17 protein-coding genes and 1 tRNA gene are annotated in these 19,303 nt (G+C 64.3%); 7 read left to right on the top strand and 11 right to left on the bottom strand.

Annotated elements, in window-relative coordinates; all coding sequences use genetic code 11:
* Positions 1–99: 99 nt before the first annotated feature.
* The gene (locus LB520_RS18675) at positions 100–4,116 is read right to left on the bottom strand and encodes a PAS domain S-box protein (RefSeq protein ID WP_224638434.1); all 4,017 of its coding nucleotides are present in this window, start codon (positions 4,114–4,116) and stop codon (positions 100–102) included.
* Between the two features lie 264 nt (positions 4,117–4,380).
* Between LB520_RS18675 and LB520_RS18680 the strand changes: the two genes are divergently transcribed.
* The 3 genes from LB520_RS18680 (at position 4,381) to LB520_RS18690 (ending at position 5,734) form a co-directional block, all read left to right on the top strand.
* Positions 4,381–4,845 (top strand): phasin, encoded by a 465-nt coding sequence (locus LB520_RS18680; protein WP_095769951.1) that lies wholly within the window; start codon positions 4,381–4,383, stop codon positions 4,843–4,845.
* A gap of 342 nt (positions 4,846–5,187) precedes the next feature.
* Positions 5,188–5,264, top strand: a tRNA-His gene (locus tag LB520_RS18685).
* A gap of 218 nt (positions 5,265–5,482) precedes the next feature.
* Entirely contained in the window at positions 5,483–5,734 is a 252-nt protein-coding gene (locus LB520_RS18690; protein ID WP_095769952.1) for a DUF768 domain-containing protein, read from the top strand.
* A gap of 34 nt (positions 5,735–5,768) precedes the next feature.
* Here the strand turns inward: LB520_RS18690 and LB520_RS18695 are convergent, their stop codons facing one another.
* Positions 5,769–6,887: a P1 family peptidase gene (locus tag LB520_RS18695; RefSeq protein ID WP_224638435.1), complete on the bottom strand. Its 1,119-nt coding sequence runs from the start codon at positions 6,885–6,887 to the stop codon at positions 5,769–5,771.
* Between the two features lie 7 nt (positions 6,888–6,894).
* The gene (gene xseA, locus LB520_RS18700; protein WP_224638436.1) at positions 6,895–8,460 is read right to left on the bottom strand and encodes an exodeoxyribonuclease VII large subunit; all 1,566 of its coding nucleotides are present in this window, start codon (positions 8,458–8,460) and stop codon (positions 6,895–6,897) included.
* Between the two features lie 118 nt (positions 8,461–8,578).
* Between xseA and LB520_RS18705 the strand changes: the two genes are divergently transcribed.
* Positions 8,579–10,789, top strand: a complete 2,211-nt coding sequence (locus LB520_RS18705; RefSeq protein ID WP_224638437.1) for an EAL domain-containing protein — start codon at positions 8,579–8,581, stop codon at positions 10,787–10,789.
* Positions 10,790–10,791: 2 nt separating this feature from the next.
* On the opposite strand, the gene LB520_RS18710 is transcribed toward LB520_RS18705, so the two are convergent.
* Positions 10,792–11,748, bottom strand: a complete 957-nt coding sequence (locus tag LB520_RS18710; RefSeq protein ID WP_224638438.1) for a LysR substrate-binding domain-containing protein — start codon at positions 11,746–11,748, stop codon at positions 10,792–10,794.
* Positions 11,749–11,985: 237 nt separating this feature from the next.
* Between LB520_RS18710 and LB520_RS18715 the strand changes: the two genes are divergently transcribed.
* The gene (locus LB520_RS18715; RefSeq protein ID WP_224605854.1) at positions 11,986–12,252 is read left to right on the top strand and encodes a DUF1127 domain-containing protein; all 267 of its coding nucleotides are present in this window, start codon (positions 11,986–11,988) and stop codon (positions 12,250–12,252) included.
* Positions 12,253–12,460: 208 nt separating this feature from the next.
* Here the strand turns inward: LB520_RS18715 and LB520_RS18720 are convergent, their stop codons facing one another.
* The 6 genes from LB520_RS18720 to LB520_RS18745 form a co-directional block, all read right to left on the bottom strand.
* Positions 12,461–12,685: a type II toxin-antitoxin system HicB family antitoxin gene (locus LB520_RS18720; protein ID WP_095819825.1), complete on the bottom strand. Its 225-nt coding sequence runs from the start codon at positions 12,683–12,685 to the stop codon at positions 12,461–12,463.
* Positions 12,669–12,920, bottom strand: coding sequence for a hypothetical protein (locus LB520_RS18725; RefSeq protein ID WP_095769959.1), 252 nt, complete (start codon positions 12,918–12,920; stop codon positions 12,669–12,671). Before LB520_RS18725 ends, LB520_RS18720 begins: the two co-directional genes overlap by 17 nt.
* A gap of 28 nt (positions 12,921–12,948) precedes the next feature.
* A complete protein-coding gene (locus tag LB520_RS18730; protein ID WP_224638439.1) occupies positions 12,949–13,965 on the bottom strand; it encodes a DUF937 domain-containing protein in 1,017 nt (338 codons plus the stop codon).
* A gap of 102 nt (positions 13,966–14,067) precedes the next feature.
* Entirely contained in the window at positions 14,068–15,441 is a 1,374-nt protein-coding gene (locus LB520_RS18735) for a glutamate--cysteine ligase (protein ID WP_224638440.1), read from the bottom strand.
* Positions 15,442–15,716: 275 nt separating this feature from the next.
* Positions 15,717–16,451 (bottom strand): 16S rRNA (uracil(1498)-N(3))-methyltransferase, encoded by a 735-nt coding sequence (locus LB520_RS18740; protein ID WP_224638441.1) that lies wholly within the window; start codon positions 16,449–16,451, stop codon positions 15,717–15,719.
* 133 nt (positions 16,452–16,584) lie between these two features.
* The gene (locus tag LB520_RS18745) at positions 16,585–17,232 is read right to left on the bottom strand and encodes a hypothetical protein (protein ID WP_224638442.1); all 648 of its coding nucleotides are present in this window, start codon (positions 17,230–17,232) and stop codon (positions 16,585–16,587) included.
* An 85-nt stretch (positions 17,233–17,317) separates the two neighbouring features.
* Between LB520_RS18745 and LB520_RS18750 the strand changes: the two genes are divergently transcribed.
* Complete coding sequence (locus LB520_RS18750) at positions 17,318–18,016, top strand: type 1 glutamine amidotransferase (RefSeq protein WP_224638443.1); 699 nt, start codon at positions 17,318–17,320, stop codon at positions 18,014–18,016.
* A 293-nt stretch (positions 18,017–18,309) separates the two neighbouring features.
* The gene (locus LB520_RS29160; RefSeq protein ID WP_263481599.1) at positions 18,310–18,441 is read left to right on the top strand and encodes a hypothetical protein; all 132 of its coding nucleotides are present in this window, start codon (positions 18,310–18,312) and stop codon (positions 18,439–18,441) included.
* A 42-nt stretch (positions 18,442–18,483) separates the two neighbouring features.
* On the opposite strand, the gene LB520_RS18755 is transcribed toward LB520_RS29160, so the two are convergent.
* Positions 18,484–19,251 carry a metallophosphoesterase gene (locus tag LB520_RS18755; protein ID WP_224638444.1) on the bottom strand — a complete coding sequence of 256 codons (768 nt, stop codon included), beginning with the start codon at positions 19,249–19,251 and terminating at the stop codon, positions 18,484–18,486.
* Positions 19,252–19,303: the final 52 nt, after the last annotated feature.

The following is a 19,303-nucleotide window of genomic DNA, read 5'->3' on the forward strand; positions in this document are numbered from 1 at the left end:
CCTGAGGTTCTGCTCAAGCCCCCCGTTGTGACAGCATCCCATTTCTCAAGGCGTCCTCTTGGACGCCTTTTTCTTTGGCCGTCGCTGTCGCGTGCAATGTTATTCGGCGAGCACGCGCGTGGAGGGGAAGCCGACCTCGACTAGGGTTCCTTCGCCTGGCGTCGAGGTGATGGCGAAGCGGGCGCGGTTCGCCTCCACCATGGCCTTGGTGAGGGGCAGGCCGAGGCCGGTGCCGTCGCCGCGTCCGCGCTTCAGCGCATTGATCTGCTTGAACGGTTTCAGCGCCTGCTCGATCTCGGCCTGGGTCATGCCGATGCCGGTGTCGCGCACGCGCATGACGACGTCGCCCGAGGCTTCGTAGGCGGTCGAGACGATCACCTGGCCGCCGGCCTGGGTGTAGCGAATGGCGTTGGACAGGATGTTGAGGGCGATCTGGCGTACGCTTCTCAGATCCGCCACCACTTCCGGCAGCCGCGAGGCGAAGCTGGAGCGGATGATGACCCGTTCGCGATTGGCCTGCGGCTGCATCATCGCCACCGTCTCGGCCAGCGTGTCGTTGAGCGACACCGCCTCGTAATCCATCTCCTGCTGGCCTGCCTCGATCTTGGAGATGTCGAGCAGGTCGTTGACGAGGTCGAGCACATGGTTGCCCGAGCGGTTGATGTCGCGCAGGTAGTCGCGATAGCGGTCGTTGGTGATCGGACCGAATTTCTCGTCTACCATCAGTTCGGAAAAGCCGATGATGGCATTGAGCGGAGTGCGGATCTCGTGGCTGATGCGGGCCAGGAAATCCGTCTTCTGCGAGGAGGCGCGCTCGGCCACTGCGCGTGCCTGCGTCAGGTCTTCCTCGGCCCGCTTCCATTGCGTGATGTCGCGCACGACGGCGCAGAAGCCGCTGTCGTTGGGCAGCCTGCCGATGGTCATGAACAGCGGGATGAAACGCCCCTGCGCCTCGCGGCCGATGACCTCGCGGCCGTCATTGAGCACGCTCGCGACACCCGGCTCCGAAAGCCCGGCCAGATAGTCGCGCGCCGCGCGCTGGCTTTCTATGGCAAACAGCGAGGCAAAGGGCTTGCCCGCGACCTCGTCGCTGTCGAAACCAAACAGCGCTTCCGCCGGACGGCTGATCGAGCGGATGTTGCCGTCACGGCCGATCAGCACGACGCCGTCGGTGGCTGTGTCGATGATGGTGCGCATCTCCGCGATGCGCGATTTCAGTTCCGGCACGTCCGGCTGCAGCGCCGGCTCGTCATTCGCGGCGGTGAAATGCGCCGCATCGTCCTCGCCGGAACGCCGCACCACCAGCATCAGCGCCTTGCCGCCGCGCCACCGCACCGAGCGCAGCAGCGCGTCGATCGGGAATTCCATGCCCTGGCGGGTCTTGAGCTTCAGCGAGTGGTCGCTTTCATCCGTCGCGGTGTCCTCGGCATAGGAATCGGCGAAGAGCGCGCCCAGGCCGCCTGCATCCGCGAGGTCGTCCAGCGCATCATAGCCGGTGAGCTCGAGGAAGGCGTCATTGGCATAATGCAGCATGTCGCCCGAATGGATGAGCAGCGGCACCGGCAGCCGTGCGAGGATGGATGTGTCGGGTGCCTTGGCTTCCTCTCCGGTCGAAAACGCGGACGGCACAAAACCGGAAAGTTTAAGCGGCGGCACGTCGAGGCGTCGCCGCGTCGCGGCTGTCGCGTCCGGTTCTTCCGGCTGTTCTTCCGCGGTCTTGGCGGCATCTGCATCGGAGCCTGCCCAGTCCTCATTGTCCTGCGCATCGCGGAAGTCGTCGGCGGTCATGCTGTCGTCGGCCGTCGCATCGGAGGCGGGCTGCCCGGCCGCGACCGGCTGCGCCGCAGGTTCTTCGACGGGCCGCTGCGGCTTCGCGGCAGCAGGTTCGGCGTCCTCCCGGGCGCCCTCTGCTTGCTCGTTCTGGGAAACCGGCGCGACGCCGGCGTCTTCCGTGGGTTTCTCGCCATCGGCAAAGTTGAGCAGCGAGCCGGAAACAGCCGAGGTCTCGGCCAGGCCTGCGTCGCCTACCTCGGCGGCGCCATCGATGCCGTCGAGCCGCGCCAGATCTTCCTGGTCTTCCGCCTCGGTCTCCGCTTCCGCGGCCTTCGCGTCGTCGGCTTCCGAGGGCGAGGACAAGGTCGCGACCTGGGCGGAATCGTCGTGCTCCGCCGCATCGGGTGGAAGCGGCTGGCTTGCGTCGGCCCTTGTTTCGCTGGCCGCTTCCTTCACCGTTGCCGCGTCCTCGCTGGCAACAGCGGCATCGGGCCGCTTGTCGGCTTCGGGGGCGCGTTCCTCGGCAGGGGCGGAACTGTCCTTGCGCAGCCGCTCGCCGATCTCGCGGAAGGCGCTGCGCTCGAGGATCGACAGGCCCTTGTGATTTGCCGGCGTGTCGCTTCCCGGTTGCTTGTCGTTGGCCGGCTGGCGATGCTCGGCCAGCCTTATCACCTTGTCGGCAAAGCGTCGCTCCGGCTTCGGCACGATGGTCAGCGCCGGCACTTCGCCCCGGAAGGGGTCTTCGGGCCTTGGCTTTTCCAGAGGCGTCTGCTCTGCCGGCTGATCGCCCGACGCGTCGGCCCCGGAGGTGGCCCTGGCAGGAGCGGCATTCGGCACCAGAGCCATGCCAAGCGCTTCCGGATCGACCACGGCGTCGGCGCTGCGCGCGACGCCAAAGCCGCGAAAACCCTCGAAGGCGCGGCTGCGGCCGTAGACGGGCAGGGCCGCCAGATCAACGGGGATCTTCAGACCCGTTCCGGCCACCGGCCACAGTACCGAGCGGCCGGACCAGGTATCGCGCCGGTCGAGCAGGCCGGCGATCTCGCCCGAGGCGTCGAGGCCGAAAGTGGCGGCGACATCCTTGAAGCGGCGGCCGATCACATCGGCGGCAGGCTGGCCGACGATGTCGGCGAATTCGGGCGACAGCGCGCTGAACCGACCTTCGGCGTCGGTGCGCCAGACGAAGCGCAATGGGGCCGCCGACCGGTCGATGTCGCGCGGCAGGCCCGGCTGGGCTGATTTGGTAGTCTCGCGTGCAGCGTCGCCAGCATCTTGGCCTTCGGCTGCGGCGGCACCTTCCGGCTCGTCCTTCGCCGGCGCTGCCGGTTGAGCATGCCCGGCGCCATCGTCGCCGGCGTTGAAATACCAATGGTCGTGCTGGCCGGCGCCGGCGGCATCGGCCTGATGGTCTGTCCGGGTAGGCCGCTGGCCGGCCAAGGTCCGGCTCTCCGCGTCGGGCTGCGCGTCGCCGTCGGGAGCCTCTGGTGCCGGCTTGTCCTCTTTGCCAGCCGCCACGGTAGGCACTGGGTTGTCCTGGACAGGCTGAGACTCGGGCTCGATTGCCGCGCTTTCACCTTGGGGCGGGGCGCTGACCGCCTCTGGCGCCGCAATTCCCTGATCGCCGGTTCGATCGCCTTGGCCGGCGGCCGCCCGATCGTCCTGGCCGCTATCGGAGTCCTCGAGCTGCGCCTCGTCGATCACCACCAGCAGATGCCGCGTATCGGTGAGCCGCGCAAAACCGGCAGGGTAGGCGGTCTCGGTGCCCGGCACGAGGCGTTTGACGATACGGTCGCCGCTGCTTGCCACATCCGCAACCAGGGCAGCCAACGTCCGCGGCTCGATGCCGAGCGCCGCAAAGCCGTCCGAGGCTGCCTCGACCCCGCCTTGCGCGTCGACAAAGGCAATGAAATGTCCGGCCTCGGTAAAGCCGCCGATGGCGCGGCTGGCGATCTCGCCGGCGCTGCGCGAAGTGGTCTGCGCCGCTGGCACCGCCAGCATGATTGCCGCCTCGCCGTCCGGCATCGTCACTGCGCTGGCCAGAAAGCCGACGGCACGGCTTTCCATGCCGGTGGCCAGCCTCACCGTGACGGCGCGGTCGCTGCCGATGTCGGGAAAACCGCTGGTCGCCATGATCTGCCGGCGGGCGATCAGCGGCAGCCGCGCCGAGGCGCCGATGATGGCCTCGATATCCGGATAGCCGAAGGCCGACGCCCCCGGACCGTTCGCCCAGATCACCTGTTCGAGGTCGACCGACAAAATGGCCAAAGCATCGCCCGCGGCAAAGCGCTGGCGCACCGCGTCGAGCACGGCAACGTCGAGGAAGGAGTAGTTTTCAGGCGGCATGCGCTGGCCAACCCTCCGGAGCGGGCATTTTTCAGTTAACGCTTTGTTAATAAAAGCCCGCGGCCCGGAGGTCCACAAGCCTAAGCTTGCATCGGTCGAAATCTCTGGGCTCTTGGTTAACGGCTCTCGTGGCTGACGCAGGGGAAAGATTGTATTGGTGCGGTGCAGCAAAGATATTGCAATGCACAAAAAAGTCCTTTATATTGCCATCATACATGAACGAGACGGCTTTCTGTCAAAGCCGCTGCCGCGAAAGGTTGGAAAATGTCCAAGACCACTGCCAAATCCGCCGAGACCATCGAAAACGTCGAATTCCCGAGCTTTGATGCTTCCAAGGCCACCGACCAGATCCGCGCTTTCGCCGAGAAGGGCGTTGAGCAGTCGAAGGAAGCCTATGCCAAGCTGAAGACCGGGGCCGAGGAGACCCAGAAGGTTCTGGAGTCGACCTACGAGACCGCCAAGACCGTTTCCAGCGACGTTTCGCTGAAGACCATCGCCGCGCTGCGCGCCAATGCCGAGGCCAGCTTCTCGCACCTCGAAGCCCTGGTCGGCGCGAAGACCCTTTCGGAAGTCGTCGAGCTGCAGACCTCCTTCCTGCGCAAGCGCGTCGAAATGGCCGTCGAGCAGGCCAAGGAGTTCCAGACCGTTGCCACCAAGGCGGTCGAGGACGTCTCCAAGCCGGTCAAGAGCGCCTTCGAGAAGGCGATGAAGGACGTCAAGGCCGCCTGATTTCAGCGCACAACCCTGCGATGCATCAAAACGTCGCATTTCGTCAGACAAATAGTCGTGCGATAGGTTGAGCAACCAGATACCCGGAAATGGAACCTCCTCCCTCCGTTTTCGGGGTGACCAGCCAGCACCTCCTCCCGCTGGCTCGTAACAGGAAAAGGCCGGCACCTCCTCCCGCCGGCCTTTTCTTTTGCCTTGACGAAAGGCGAATGAGGAAACCAATCGTTTACCTTATCAAGGCCCTTGAATTAGAATCCGATAGCCCGTATTTGACGCATCGCCGAACGACAGAGCGGATCACGGAGAATGAAGCTTTCACCTCGATCCAGCTCAGGCAGGCAGGCCGTTGTAGCTCAGCTGGTTAGAGCGCCGGATTGTGGATCCGGAGGTCGCTGGTTCGATCCCAGCCAACGGTACCATCACTCTCGATGATCTGAACGTGCACCTTGAACCCTTCCATTCCTTCGGCTCCGCGGACCATGGGCAAGCTCTCTTGTCTCTAGGGCGAGATATATTGTCCCACGGACAAGGTGTCTTGCCGGTCGAGGCCGACTCGGCTCGAATGGAGCATGCATCCTTTGCAGGGATGCGGACGTTCATGACGACCAACCGGCTTTGCCGCTAGGGAAAAAGCAGTATGAGTGAACATGCGATCGAGTTCTTGCGCGGATGGATTGGCGAGAAAGTCCAATGCCAGCATTTGCCGATCAAGATCGACAAGCAGGCCGAGACCCTTGCGAAGGAATGCTGCGCCAAGGCCGCCGAGGCAGGCATTCTGCTGGAGGACATCCAGGAAGAGGTCGGCGACATCCAGGAATTGATCGCGTCGCGCCTCGAGGAAGCCGTTGAAGAGGGCAGCAGCGAAGTCAACCCGGACAAACCGGAATAAACCCCGGCCCGCCACGGGCCGGCGGCGCCGTTTCTCAGCCGAATTTTTCCTCCAGCCATTCCTTCGGCAGCGCCGGCACGAAATTGCCGTCGCGCCCCGTCATATCCGCATTGGCGACCAATGCGTTGAGGATCGCTTCCTCCACGCCTTGCACGACCGCGTCGAAGAACGGGTCGATGTCGACGTCCGGGATGAATTCCGCGCGGGCGATGCGGCCTGAAGGCGCCAGCGCGGCCTCGGCATTGGCGGTCGAGAAGGCGAGAAAAATATCGCCAGAACTGTGATAGCCATAGCCCCCGGTCACGGCAATGCCGAGCGGCACGCGCCGGGCGAGCCGCTTCATCTGATGCGGCAGCAACGGCGCGTCGGTGGCGATGACGGCAATGATGGAACCCTTTTCGGCGCGCGGCGTGCCCTCGCGGATGGCCGGCTGGGCCAATTCGGGGCCGACACGCCGGCCGCGAATGGTGAAATTATGCCTTTTGCCGAAATTCGCCTGCACGAAGACACCAAGCGTGTAGCGCCGGTCCCGCCATCCGACGATGCGCGAGGCGGTGCCGGATCCGGCCTTGAAGCCGAAGCTTATCATGCCGGTGCCGCCGCCGACGCTGCCTTCTTCGATGGCGCCGCCGCTGGCGCTGTCGAGTGCCGCGGTCACATGGTCGACGCTCACATGATGGCCGTTGATGTCGTTGAGGAAGCCGTCATAGGTCTCTGCCGCCACTGGCAAGCCCCAGCCGCTATCGAGCGCAGCCGGCAAGACGCGATGCATCCAGCGCAAGGTGGCATCGCGGGTCACGCCGCAGGAATGCGTGTTGGTGATGGTGACCGGGAAATTGAAGGCGCCGGTTTCCTCGATGATATGCGTTCCGGTCAGCTCGCCATTGCCGTTCTGGCTGAACACGCCGGCGAACACCGGCGTCGCGAGTTCCCGAACCGGCCTTGGCAGGATCGCGGTCACGCCGGTGCGCACCGGTCCGGTGCCGACCTGCAGCGGGCCGTCGCCTGAAATCAGCGTCGTGTAGCCCACCGACACGCCCGGCACGTCGGTGATGGCGTTGAAAGGGCCCGGCGTGCCGTCGAGCGCGATGCCGAACGAGCGCAGGCGCGGCTTGCCAGATGGCGTGCGAAGATGCGGGTCGTGGTCGCGCATGGAAACCTCAGAACAACGAACCCTGATTGCCCGGCTCCTTGGCCTTGGCGGGCGATTTTGCGGCCAGCTTCGGCCGCGCCCCGCCGGAGGTTGCGATGGCATCGGCAGTGCCGTCCGCGAATTCAAGCTGCAGCGCCGCGCCCGGCGCCAGCTCCGCGACCCCTTTGATGACGGCGCCTTCGGCGTCCTTGACTAGCGCGAAGCCCCGCGCCAGCACGGCCTTGTGCGACAGCGTCGACAAGAGCCGGTCGGCCTGGGTCAGCGCCGCGCGCAGCCGGTCGAGACGCCGCGCCAATGCCTGGTCCTGTCTGCGGCCCAGCCCGGTCAGCGTGTCGGCCTGTTGCTTCTGGCGCCGCACGATCGGCGCCGGCGACAGCCTTGCCGCCGTGCGTTTGAATCGCGCGCGCCGCTCGCGCACGATGGCGAAGAACGCGGCTCGCGCCCGGGCAATATCGCGGCCCGTCAGCGTGCGCGCTTCATTGAGACGCCGCGACAGGGTTGCCGGTGTCAGCCTTTGCCGCTCCAGCGTCGCCCGCTTGCGCTCGATGTTCACCGTCAGCCCTCGGCCGAGGCGGCTGGTCGCATCGTCGAAACGGCGGCGCGGCAGCGCCAGCAACTGGTCGGGCGAGGGGAGCGCGCGCGCCGCCGCACGCACCGCCTGGCGCTTGCGTTCCAGATGCCGCGAGGCGCAGGCGTTGAGCCGCGCGGCAAGGCTGGCCAGGGTAGCCTCCAGGTCAGCCCTGACCGGCACGGCGATCTCGGCCGCGCCCGTCGGCGTCGGCGCGCGCATGTCGGCGACGAAGTCGATCAGTGTCGTATCGGTCTCATGGCCGACGGCCGAGATCACCGGGATGGCGGACGCCGCCACCGCCCGCGCCAGCCCTTCGTCGTTGAAGCCCCAGAGGTCCTCGAGGCTGCCGCCGCCGCGTGCCACGATCAACAGATCGGGTTGGCGGATGGGTCCGTCCCATGTCAGCGCATTGAAGCCGTTGACGGCCGCGGTCACCTCCCTGGCCGTCGTGTCGCCCTGGACCCTCACCGGCCACACCAGCACATGAAGCGGAAACCGGTCCTTGATGCGGTGGATGATGTCGCGGATCACCGAGCCGGTCGGCGAGGTGACGACGCCGATGACTTTGGGCATGAAAGGCAGCCGACGCTTGCGGCCGGCATCGAACAGGCCTTCGGCCTGCAGCCGGCGCTTGCGCTCTTCGAGCAGCGCCATCAGCGCGCCGGCGCCCGCCGGCTCCAGATTGTCGATGACGATCTGGTAGTTGGATTTGCCGGGATAGGTGGTCAGCTTGCCACTGGCGATCACCTCCATGCCTTCCTCGGGGCGGAACTTCAGCCGCGCCATGGTGGTCTTCCAGACCACCGCATCGATCCGCGCGCGGTCGTCCTTCAACGCGAAGTAAGCGTGGCCGGACGAATGCGGGCCGCGATAGCCGGAAATCTCGCCACGCACCCGCACATTGCCGAAGGCGTCCTCGACAGTGCGCTTCAGCGCGCCGGAAATCTCGCTCACCGTATATTCGGTGGCGTTGCTGCGTGATTCGGTTGCTGTTTCACTCATTGCGCGATTGGGGAACGCTTATCGGCCCGCGTCAAGCGCGGCGAAACCGCGCTAATATCATAACGCGATCTTAAGCCCGATTTGCTTTGACAGGCCCAAAAGAGCCGGCCGGGACCTGATGAGCGCACGCCAAAACAGCAGCCCGTTGACCCGTCAGGTCACGCTGACCGTGCTGACGCTCGCCACTTTCGCTTTAGCCATCGTCGTGGGCTTCGGCTTCTACGCGGCCAGCCAGGCCGATGATGCCTCGCTCGTACGACAAAAGATGTTCATCGCCGATGGTTTGAAGGACCAGATTGCGTCTGTTCAGCGGGAGCAGGAAAGCGTTTCGGTTTGGGATGACGCGATCATCAATGTGAGGGCAGGCAACCAGACCTGGATCGAAGAGAATCTCAGTGTCTGGATGTACACCTATTATGGTCACAACCGGGTCTATATTCTCGACGCCGCCAATCATGCGATCCACGCCATGCGCGAGGGCAAGGTGGTCGACGCTTCCGCCTATGGCGAGGACCAGCCCACGCTTCTTCCAACCATCGAAAAACTGCGTCGCATGCTGGCTGGGCCGCCGCAGACCGATGCGTACGGCCAGCCTGCGAAGATGGTGGCCGAGGATCTGGTGTCCCTCGATGGCGCGCTAGCGATCGTCAGCGTCGCGCCGCTCCTGCCGAGCTCGGACAGGATCAGCCAGGCGCAAGGCATCGAATATCTGCATGTGTCGGTCGAATTCATCAATAACGCGGTGATCGGCAAGATCGCCGGAAAGTACCTGCTTGATGGCGCGCGGCTGGTGCCTTTGTCACAGCCGGCTGGCCCAGCCGCGGTGCCGCTGGTCGATTCGCGCGGCGTCATCCTCGGCTATATCGGCTGGGACCAGCTACGGCCCGGCCTTGCTCTGGTGCGCGAGATCGCTCCTGCCTTGGCGATCGCGCTGCTGTTGGCGGGCGGCGTGCTGGTATTCCTGTTGAGCAGGTTGCGTCGGGCCTCGACGGCGCTGCAGACCAGCCAGGACCAGGCGCAATATCTCGCCTTCCACGACACGCTCACCGGCCTCCCCAACCGGGCGCTGTTCGAGGACCGCTTGCGGCGCACGCTGCTGTTCGCCAGCAGGGACAAGACACGCGTCGCGCTGCTTTACCTCGACCTCGACCGCTTCAAGCATATCAACGACACGCTCGGCCATCCGGCCGGTGACGAGCTCGTGCGCCAGACGGCGGCGCGGCTCAAGTATACGATCCGCGAAGTCGATACCGTCGCGCGGCTCGGCGGTTACGAATTCGCCGTCATCCTGCTTGACGTTCCCGACGTCGGAAGCGCCGAGGACATCGCCGAAAGGCTGCTCTTGAAGCTGCGTGAGCCGTTCCGGCTGATCGACGACCAGGTCTTCGTCAGCGCGAGCGTCGGCATCGCGCTGTCGTCTGGATCGGACATCGACGCGGACGAGCTGTTGCGCAAGGCCGACATCGCGCTTTACGAGGCCAAGAAGAACGGTCGTGGCCGTTACGAGCTGTTTGCCGGCGACATGGACGATCTCTTGTTGCGCAAGCGAAAGGTCGAATCGGAACTCCGCAAGGCGCTTGAGGGCGAAGGTGGCATCAAGCTCGCCTATCAGCCGGTTTTCGCGGCCGACGGCCGCGCGATACTGGGGGCCGAAGCGCTGATCCGCTGGGGCCATGAAGTGCACGGCGCTTTGCCGGCGGCGCAATTCATCGCCATCGCCGAAGAGCGCGGCCTCATCGGCGATTTGGGCAAATGGGCGCTGGGCGAAGCCTGCCGCTTTGCAGCCGGGACGGAATTGCCCTGGATCGCGGTCAACATCTCGCCGATGCAGCTGCGTGACATCGGCTTTGCCGGACAGGTCGCCGATATCCTGAGCGAAACCGGGCTCGATCCCTGTCGCCTGCAGCTTGAGACCACCGAAAGCGTGCTGCTCGAGCACAATGATACGATCGGCACGGTGATTGCCGCGCTGCGCCAATCCGGCATCTGCATCGTGCTCGACGATTTCGGCACCGGCTATTCCTCGCTGAGCTATCTGCGTCGCCAGGCGATCGACAAGTTGAAGATCGACCGCTCTTTCGTGCACCTGCTCGACGAGGACGAAAGCGCGCGCGCAATCGTCAAGACACTGATCGAGCTGGCGCAGGCGCTCAAGGTCGAGGTAACCGCGGAAGGCGTCGAGACCGATGCCCAAAAGGCCTTGCTGGTCGGCATGGGCTGCCGCCAGTTGCAGGGCTATATGCTGTCGCCACCGCTGGAGCCCGGCCAATTGCTTGCGCTGCCGGGTGTTTCACCTGCCAACGGGGAACGTTCCGCCGCTCGCGCCTGACTCTACCAGCCTGGCATGATCTGGTTCGCCTTGACCCGCTTCATCTTGGCGAAGGCGAGGGCGGCGAAGTCGAAGCTGCCCGCCTCCTCGGTGAGCGGCACGGAAATGTTGTCGAGGCTTTCGGCAATGTGGCGGGCCAAAGCGTCGACGATCTCCGGTTGCGAGGTCTGGCCGCGCATGATGCCGATGCGGCAGTCCGGCAACTGGCCGAAGCCGTCGGCCTCGCCGAGCACGCGCATGCCGGGCCGCAGCGCGCATTCCGGCAGCACCGAGACTGCCAGGCCGGAAAGCACGGCCGCGGTGATCACCGTGGCCGAGAAGCTGGAGAACAGCACGCGGTACTCGCGGTTCTGCCGGTCGAGCACGTCGACCGCCGCGCGCCGCCAGATGCAGTTCGGCCGGCCGAACGCCATCGGCAGGGTTTCCTGTTCGTGAGTGGCATGGTTGGCGGACGTCACCCACAAAAGCGGCTCGCGCCGTACCACTTCCGACTGGCCGCGCGTATCGTTATGCGTCACCAGCGCCAAGTCGAGATTGCCGCGCTTGATGTGCTCGACCAGCCCTGGCGTCGGCTCGCAGACGACCGTCAGTTCGACGCGCGGGTTGGAGCGCGAGAAGCGCGCCATGATCTCGGGCAGGAAGCGGTCGGCATAATCGTCCGGCGTGCCGATACGGATCGTGCCTTCCAGCCGCTGGTCGTCGAAGGCGGCCAAAGTCTCGCGGTTGAGATGGATCAGCCGCCGCGCGTAGGCAAGCAGCCTTTCGCCCTCCTCGGTCAGCTTGTTGGTGCGGCCGTCCTTTTCGAACAACGGCTTGCCGATCCGCTCCTCCAGCCGCCGCATCTGCATCGACACTGCCGACTGTGTCCGATGCACCTCCTCGGCCGCGCGGGTGAAGCTGCCAGTGTCGGCGATCGAGATGAAGGTTTGCAACTGATCGAGGTCGAGCGGCGCTTTCATCGGTCCAACCTATCATTGATGTTGATGCTAGAGATTAAAAACATTCGTTGGATTAATCAATCGCGCGATGGCAAATTGGCATCGTTCACATGAAAGCAGTGCATGTCGCCCAGAAGTCGGTTCCCGGTTCAGGGACGACGACATGCATCACGTCAATGAATGGAAACTGGAACGGCGCTTCTCCCAAGGCGCCGTTTGCCCGGTTTCGTCCGCTCGACTCCTGAAGGAGAGACTGACATGACCACGATTGAACTCGCTTCCGAGACCCCGCGCATCACCACGCGTCCGGCCGTTGCGACGCGCGTGCTCAATGCTCTCGCCAACGCCTATGTCGCCTGGAAAAACCGCCGCGCCTTCTATCGCCTGGGCGACATGTCGGACGCCGAGCTTGCCGATATCGGCCTGACCCGCGCCGACCTCCATGTCGCCGTCGCCGTGCCCTTCGGCCGCGATCCGACAGTGAAGCTGCGCGCCATCGCCAGCGAGCGCGCCGACACGATCTAGGATCTTGCTCGTCAGGTAGCCTGAACGGCCGCATCGCCTGGATTTCCGGTCGCGTTGAACCTTTTCATGGCTCGGCGCGACCAAGCTTCATGCAGGCTCCCACACTCCCTGCCGGTTCCCCGCCGGCCAGCCTGCACATTGCCCGGTTCCTCCTCCAGGACCGGGCATTTTTTTGACCGCGCCTCTTTCTGGAAGGCGTCTCAGGGGATCAGGCGAAAGCCAATTTTCTCGACGGTCTTGGCACTGATCGGCCAAGTTCATGCGCAGCTTCTATCCAAGCTGCGATGGCATCCTGAACATTCGCGATGGCCTCTTCGGGGGTTTCGCCATCGCTCATGCAGCCGGGAAGATCCGGGACATAAGCGGAGAACCCGCCACCGTCCTCAATCGAGAGTGGTGCGATGACGACAGGATATTCAAGCTTGTCCGTCATGCTTTTTTGCCTCGTCGATAAAGGACACGAGTTTTCGAATATATACGGGCTTGATCGGGCGTTTGAAAGGCACCGTCAAAATGTCAGCCATTGCCGTGTGGTAGATTTTGTAATGCGAACCGCCCGATCTCGGCGGCACGCATTGAATGCCGGCCTCGTCGCAAACTGCCTTAACATCTCGCATCGACCAGTCGCCGCGGGGATTGCGGCGCATTTGTTCGAGTCTCTTGCTCACGAAAGTCGTTCCGGGGGCGTTCGATAACTCACCGCCGGTCCATGTCGCGCTTGAACTGATCGAAAATCGTCCCGACGCTCTTCTCATATTCGTCGCGCTGCTGGGCACCGGTCTCGAACATCTTGCCGAAGATATCGTCGAACGGGTTTCGCGGCCGGCCGCTCGGATTGGTTTGCGGCTGTTGCGGCGCGCTCTGCTGCGGCTGCGGCGCCGGTTGTCCCCCAGGCATGCCGAAACCGCCGCCGCCCTGGCGCAGCATCTCCTCGAAGATCTTGCCCAGCGGGTTATCGCCATAGGGGCTTTGCGTCTGCTGTGGTTGAGTCTGCTGCGGCTGCTGCGTCGCGCCGCCGCCGAACATATCCTGCAGCACCTTCCCGAGCGGGTTTTCGCCGTACGGACTGGGGGCCTGCTGGGGCTGACTTTGCGGCAGCTGCGTGCCGCCGCCGAACATGTCCTGCAGCCCCTTGCCGAACGGGTTCTCGCCATAGGGCGGCGGCTGCGGCGCCTGGTTTGTCTGCGGCGCCGGCGCGAGGCCGCCCTGGCGCATCATCTGCTCGATGATCTCGCCGAGCGGATTGCCGCTGCCGCCGAAGCCGGCGGCCTGCATCTGCCTCCCACTCAATTGATTATTGGTCTGCTTGAACAGCCCGCCCATCATCATCGAAGCCATGGCCGGCAGCATCTGCTGCAGCAGCTGCTGGCTCAAGCCCGTCGCCTGCGCGGCCTGGGCTGCCACGGCGCGCGACAAATCCTTCGAGCCGAACAGATGGCCGAGAATGCCGTTGCCCTCATCGATGCCTTGCGGCGAAAAGGCCCTCGTGGCGTCCTCGAAATACTTGGCGTGCTGGCCGCTCGCCATAGCGGTCATGAATGCGCCCATCCCATAGGGATCGGCGGTGTTGCGCTGCAGCCCTTGCGAGAATGCCGGCAGCAGCGCCTGCACCGCGGCCTGCGTCTGCTGTATCGAAAGCCCATATTGCTGTGCCAGCGCCTGCATGCCGGCGCCGTTCTGGGCCTGGGCGAAAATGTCGAACAGGGAAGGCATTTGGGTTCTCCTCCGAGAATATCCTCATCGGAGAGCCTAGTTCGTTTCCATCACCGATTGAAGCGGCTTTTGGCGCCCAACCGCTCGGCGCATGCCGGACGGTTAATACGCATATTCCATGAACACCGGCTCGATCGAGCCGCCCCAGCGCGTGTGGTAGGCCGACAGCATCTCCTCGGCGCTGGTGGTGCCGCGCGCGACCACTTCGTCGAGCGTGTTGAGGAACGACGTCTCGTCATAGCCGTCGCGGTTCTTCTTGGCCCGGTTCTTCAGGCCCATGCGCGAGATGGCGAGCACGTCGCGGGCGACGTCGCGCAAGGTGGCGTTGCGGAACGGCGCGGCAATGCCAAGCTCCGGCACGGCGTTGCGCATCGCCAGCGCTTCTTCATAGGTCCAGCTCGAAGTCAGCGCTTCGGCGGCGTCAAGCGCCTGCTCGTCGTAAAGCAGCCCGACCCAGAAAGCGGGCAGGGCGCAGATGCGCCGCCATGGCCCGCCGTCGGCGCCGCGCATTTCGAGGAAACGCTTCAGGCGCACATCCGGAAACAGGGTCGAGAGATGATTTGCCCAGTCGCCCATCGTCGGCAGGCCATCAGGGAGTTCATTGCGAGCGGCTCCCGCCATGAACTGGCGGAAGGTGTAGCGCGTCATGTCGTGATAGTGGCCGTCGCGAATAACGAAATACATCGGCACGTCGAGCGCCCATTCGACATAGTCGGCGAAGCCGAAATCCGGCGAGAAGCAGAATTGGAGCATGCCGGAGCGCTGGTTGTCGGTGTCGCGCCAGATGTCGCCGCGCCAGCTCTGCAGGCCGTTCGGCCTGCTCTCGGTGAAGGGCGAGTTGGCAAACAGCGCCGTCGACAGCGGCTGCAGCTTCAGCGACACCTGCATCTTGCGGCGCATGTCGGCTTCGCTCTCGAAGTCGAGATTCACCTGGATCGTGCAGGTGCGGTACATCATGTCGAGGCCCTTGGTGCCGACCTTCGGCATGTAGCGCGTCATGATCTCGTAGCGCGACTTCGGCATTTTCGGCGTATCGGCCAGCGACCATTTCGGGCTGCCGCCGAGGCCGAGGAAGCGGATGCCGAGCGGCTCGGCGATCTCGCGCACCTGCGCCAGATGCGCGTTGCCCTCGCGGCAGGTCTGGTGGATCGATTCCAACGGCGCGCCGGAAAGCTCGAACTGGCCGCCGGGCTCCAGCGAGATCGCGCCCTGGCCGGTCGGCTCGACCAGGCCGATGATACGGCCGGCATCCATGATCGGATCCCAGCCGAGTTTTTCGCGCATTCCCTCGAGGATGGCGCGGATGCCGCGCTCGCCGCCATAAGGCACCGGCGCGTTGCCGTCGACATAGAAGGGGAACTTCTCATGCTCGGTGCCGATGCGCCATTTGTCGCGCGGCTTGTTGCCGTCGGCCAGGTAGCCGACCAGTTCGTCGACACCTTCGATGGGCTGGGTATCTGTTGTGTCGCGCGCCATTAGAAAACCCTCCGCAGCCCTCAGCTGGCCGCCGGGCGCTAGATGGACGAAATGTCAGTAGCCGATCAAGCGAAAAATCCTGAGCCACGGCTCAACTGGATTTGATCTGCATGGCTTACCTTCCCTTCTCCCCCTTGTGGGAGAAGGTGGATCGGCGCGTAGCGCCGAGACGGATGAGGGGTGTTCCAGCGGAGTGAGAGGCGGGTGTCTTCTGGAACACCCCTCATCAGTCGCCTTCGGCGACACCTTCTCGCAAAAGGGAAGAAGGCAATGTCCTACCAGTCGCCGATCGTTGCCTGGATCACAGCCAATGCGGCCACCGCCGCGGTGTCGGCGCGCAGGATGCGTGGCCCGAGCGGGATGGCGGTGACGAAAGGCAAGGCCCTCAGCATCTTGCGCTCGTCCTCGGAAAATCCGCCCTCCGGACCGACCAGAAGCGCAAGTTTCTTCTCACTGACCGCTTGCAGGGCCGGCAGCGGATCGTTGGTCGAAGCATCCTCGTCGCAGAAGATCAGCCGCCGCTCCCGATCCCAGTTGGCGAGCAGCCGTTCAAGCTTCTCCGCTTCGCGCATTTCCGGCACCGCCAGTATGCCGCATTGCTCGGCCGCCTCGACGACATTGGCGCGCAGCCGATCGATGCCGGGCTTCGCCACCTGCGTGTGCTGGGTGATGACCGGCTGCAGCATGCCTGCGCCCATTTCGACCGCTTTCTGCACAAGGTAATCGAGCCGGCCCTGCTTCAGCGGCGCGAAGCAATAGACGAGGTCCGGCAGCGGCGGCTGCGGCCGCTGCAGTTCCAGCACCTTCAACCGGACCGCCTTCTTGGACCTCGCGGCGATCGACGCCGACCATTCGCCGTCGCGGCCGTTGAAAAGCAGGATTTCGGCACCTTCGCCGAGCCGCAGCACATGGGCGAGATAATGGCTCTGCTGCTGTCCGGCGTCGAATTCGAGGCCGGGCCCAAGATCGTCAGGCACGAACAGCCGCTGCATTTTGTAGTTGGCGCGCATGGCTCAAACAGGTTCCGCAAAAGTGTCCCGCGGTTTTGCGATCAGAACCTGCGAAAAACAAGGGAATCTAAGCAGATAATCGTGGGACATCCCACGGATATCTGCTTGGCGATGAGCGAGGCCGGCTGCGGCGTCAAGCATCGGCGGTTGGATGCCAGACCGGTGCAAAGCCTTGCTGCAGCACCGCGATGGTGGTCGCCGGCGTCAGCAGGCGCAGCGACCCGCCGGTGAGGCGATCGAAGGCGACGGAACTCGAATAGCCCGCGAACGACCATTTGCGTGCCTTGCCGCCGCGCAGCGCATAGGCGGTGTCGCCGTGCGCTACCACCGTTCCATCCGGCAAGCCTCCGAGCTCCGGCGCGGTCACCAGAGGCGGCCGTCCGCCGGAAGCCAGCCGCTCCTTGTGCAGCCGTTTGTCGACCATCGGCGCGCGCGGTTCTTCAATCCCGAACGCCTTACCGAAACGGCTGACGAAGTCGGTCGCCCGTTCACGCCGGCAGAAGAAACAGGGCCGATGGCCGGCGGCCAAAGCCGTCACCTCGTCGAGGAAGAACAATTCGGTCCAGCCGGCTTTTCCTCCTGGCCGGTTGCGGCCCATCGGCTCGCGCCGCACGTGGCCGAATTCGCAGACGCAGATGATCCAGGCCGGCAAGGCCCAGCGCTTCCTCAGCAGCGTCTTCGTCTCGGGGTCATGGATGATGCCGCGATTGCCGGTGAACAGGCCGCGTTCCGGCACGGCGTGAATGGCGCCGAAAGGGTCGACCCGGTTCTGCAGTGGCATAGCTTTCTCTCCGGCACGCATCTTGGCTGAAACACGGGCCGCATGATATCGCTCGCCCCAGCGTTTTCATGTCAGCAGGTTTTCGATGCGGGTTTTGGTCGTCCAGAATTTCGACAATGAGGGCCTTGGCCAGATTGGCGCTGCCCTTGTGGAAGCCGGCGCCGATATCGACCTGCGCAAGCCCTATCGCGGTGAAACTCTGCCCGGCGACAGCACCGGGCACGATGCCATCGTGGTGCTTGGCGGCGCCCAGAACGCGCTCGACGACGAGATCTGTCCCTATTTCCCCGCATTGCTCGACCTGGCACGCGATTTCGCCGACAAGGATCGCTCGGTTCTCGGCATCTGTCTCGGCGGTCAGCTTCTGGCGCGGGCTTTCGGCGGCACCAACCAGATCGGCGGTGCCACCGAGTTCGGCTGGCATAGGGTGTCGCTGACGCCGGCCGCCAAATCGGATCCGGTCATGGCGGCGCTGCCCGAGAAATTCCCGATCTTCGAATGGCATGACGACACGTTCGGCCTGCCGGAAAACGCGGTGCGGCTGGCCGGCAGCGCGGTCGCCGAAAACCAGGCCTTCCGCCTCGGCCGCGCCGTCTATGGCTTCCAGTTCCACTTCGAGGCGGATACGCCGATGGTGCGCGACTGGAGCACCTCCTTCGCCGCTATGATCGCCGAGCGTCATCCCGACTGGAACGATCGTCTCGACGACGAACTGGCCCGCAATGGCGCCGACGCCGATAGCGCCGGACTGGCGATAGCCCGCGCCTGGGTTGCGACGATCTGAACATCCGACCCCGATCGGGCGAAGCGTGGCATAATTGGCACGCCTCAGCGCTTCCGTCTGGGGACAACATTCTTCTTTCTTGGTTTGTGTCCGGCCGCTCTTCTAAGAGGGCGCGCTTTGTATCGTCGATGCAACCGCCATGAACCTTTTGTGTGATCCAGCCGACACACCGGCGAAACAGAATCTGCTTAGAAGCGCGAAATCGTCGAAACATTGAGACGCATTTTATCGTTTCAACGCATTGGTAACCGCCTCGTGCCCAGATGCAGAAAGCTTAACCAGAGATGACGTCCGTGAAAGCAGCTCTCCTGTCTTTTGTCATGCTGTCTGCCATCGTGCTCTGCGGCCTGGGCATTTATGCCGCCGACGCAGCGACCAACCACCGCGCCGTCGACGGCTATGGCGTCACCGCCTCGCTGAACTAGGCCACAATCAAAATCGCAAGCAGGCCTGCGCCGGGATCGCGCCTAAAACGCTTTCCCCTGCATGGCGAGGATGCGTTTGTCGCCGCCATTGACGGCCAGCGCGCTTAGCGTTCCGGATTTCCAGGCGAGCGTGTCGACATTGACGCGGTTGGCCTTCACCTCGGCTTCCGGGACGGGCGTGTGCCCGTGCACGATCACCTTGGAAAAAAGCCCTGGATGGTCATGGAAGGCGTCACGGATCCAGATTAGATCCTGCTGGTTCTGACGGTCGAGCGGCACACCCGGTCTTATCCCGGCGTGGCAGAAGAAGAAGTCGCCGAAGGTCGCCGAAAACGTCAGCGATTGCAGGAAATCGATATGGCTGTTCGGCACCGCTTTCACCAGGGCCATATGTCCCCGGGCGATCGCTTGCGCCTTGCCGTACCAGTGGCCGTCGCCAAGAAGATCGACGCCATAGGACTGCGCCGTCTGCACGCCGCCGTAATTCACGAACAGGCCGTCCGGCTCTGCCTCGGCCAGGAATTCGACCATGCCGATGTCGTGGTTGCCGGCGAGCATGATGTTGCGCGGATCGCGCTTGCGCGTCTCGATCAGGAAATCGATGACGCTTCTGGAATCCGGTCCGCGGTCGACATAGTCGCCGAGATGGATGATGCGCCAGTCCGACTCGGGCGCATGTTCCAGTTCGCTCTCGATGCGCCGATGCATGGCGGCGAGCAGGTCGTGGCGTCCGTGCACGTCGCCGATCGCGTAAAGCCGCATGCCGTCCGGCCCGCGCGCGTCGAGATAATGGATGCCTGGTTCGGTCAAGGCGTACGTCTTTCCCGCGAGGTTCACCACGGGAAACTAGGGCGGATCGGTG

It is taken from the genome of Mesorhizobium sp. CA12, assembly GCF_020165255.1.
GTDB lineage: Bacteria > Pseudomonadota > Alphaproteobacteria > Rhizobiales > Rhizobiaceae > Mesorhizobium.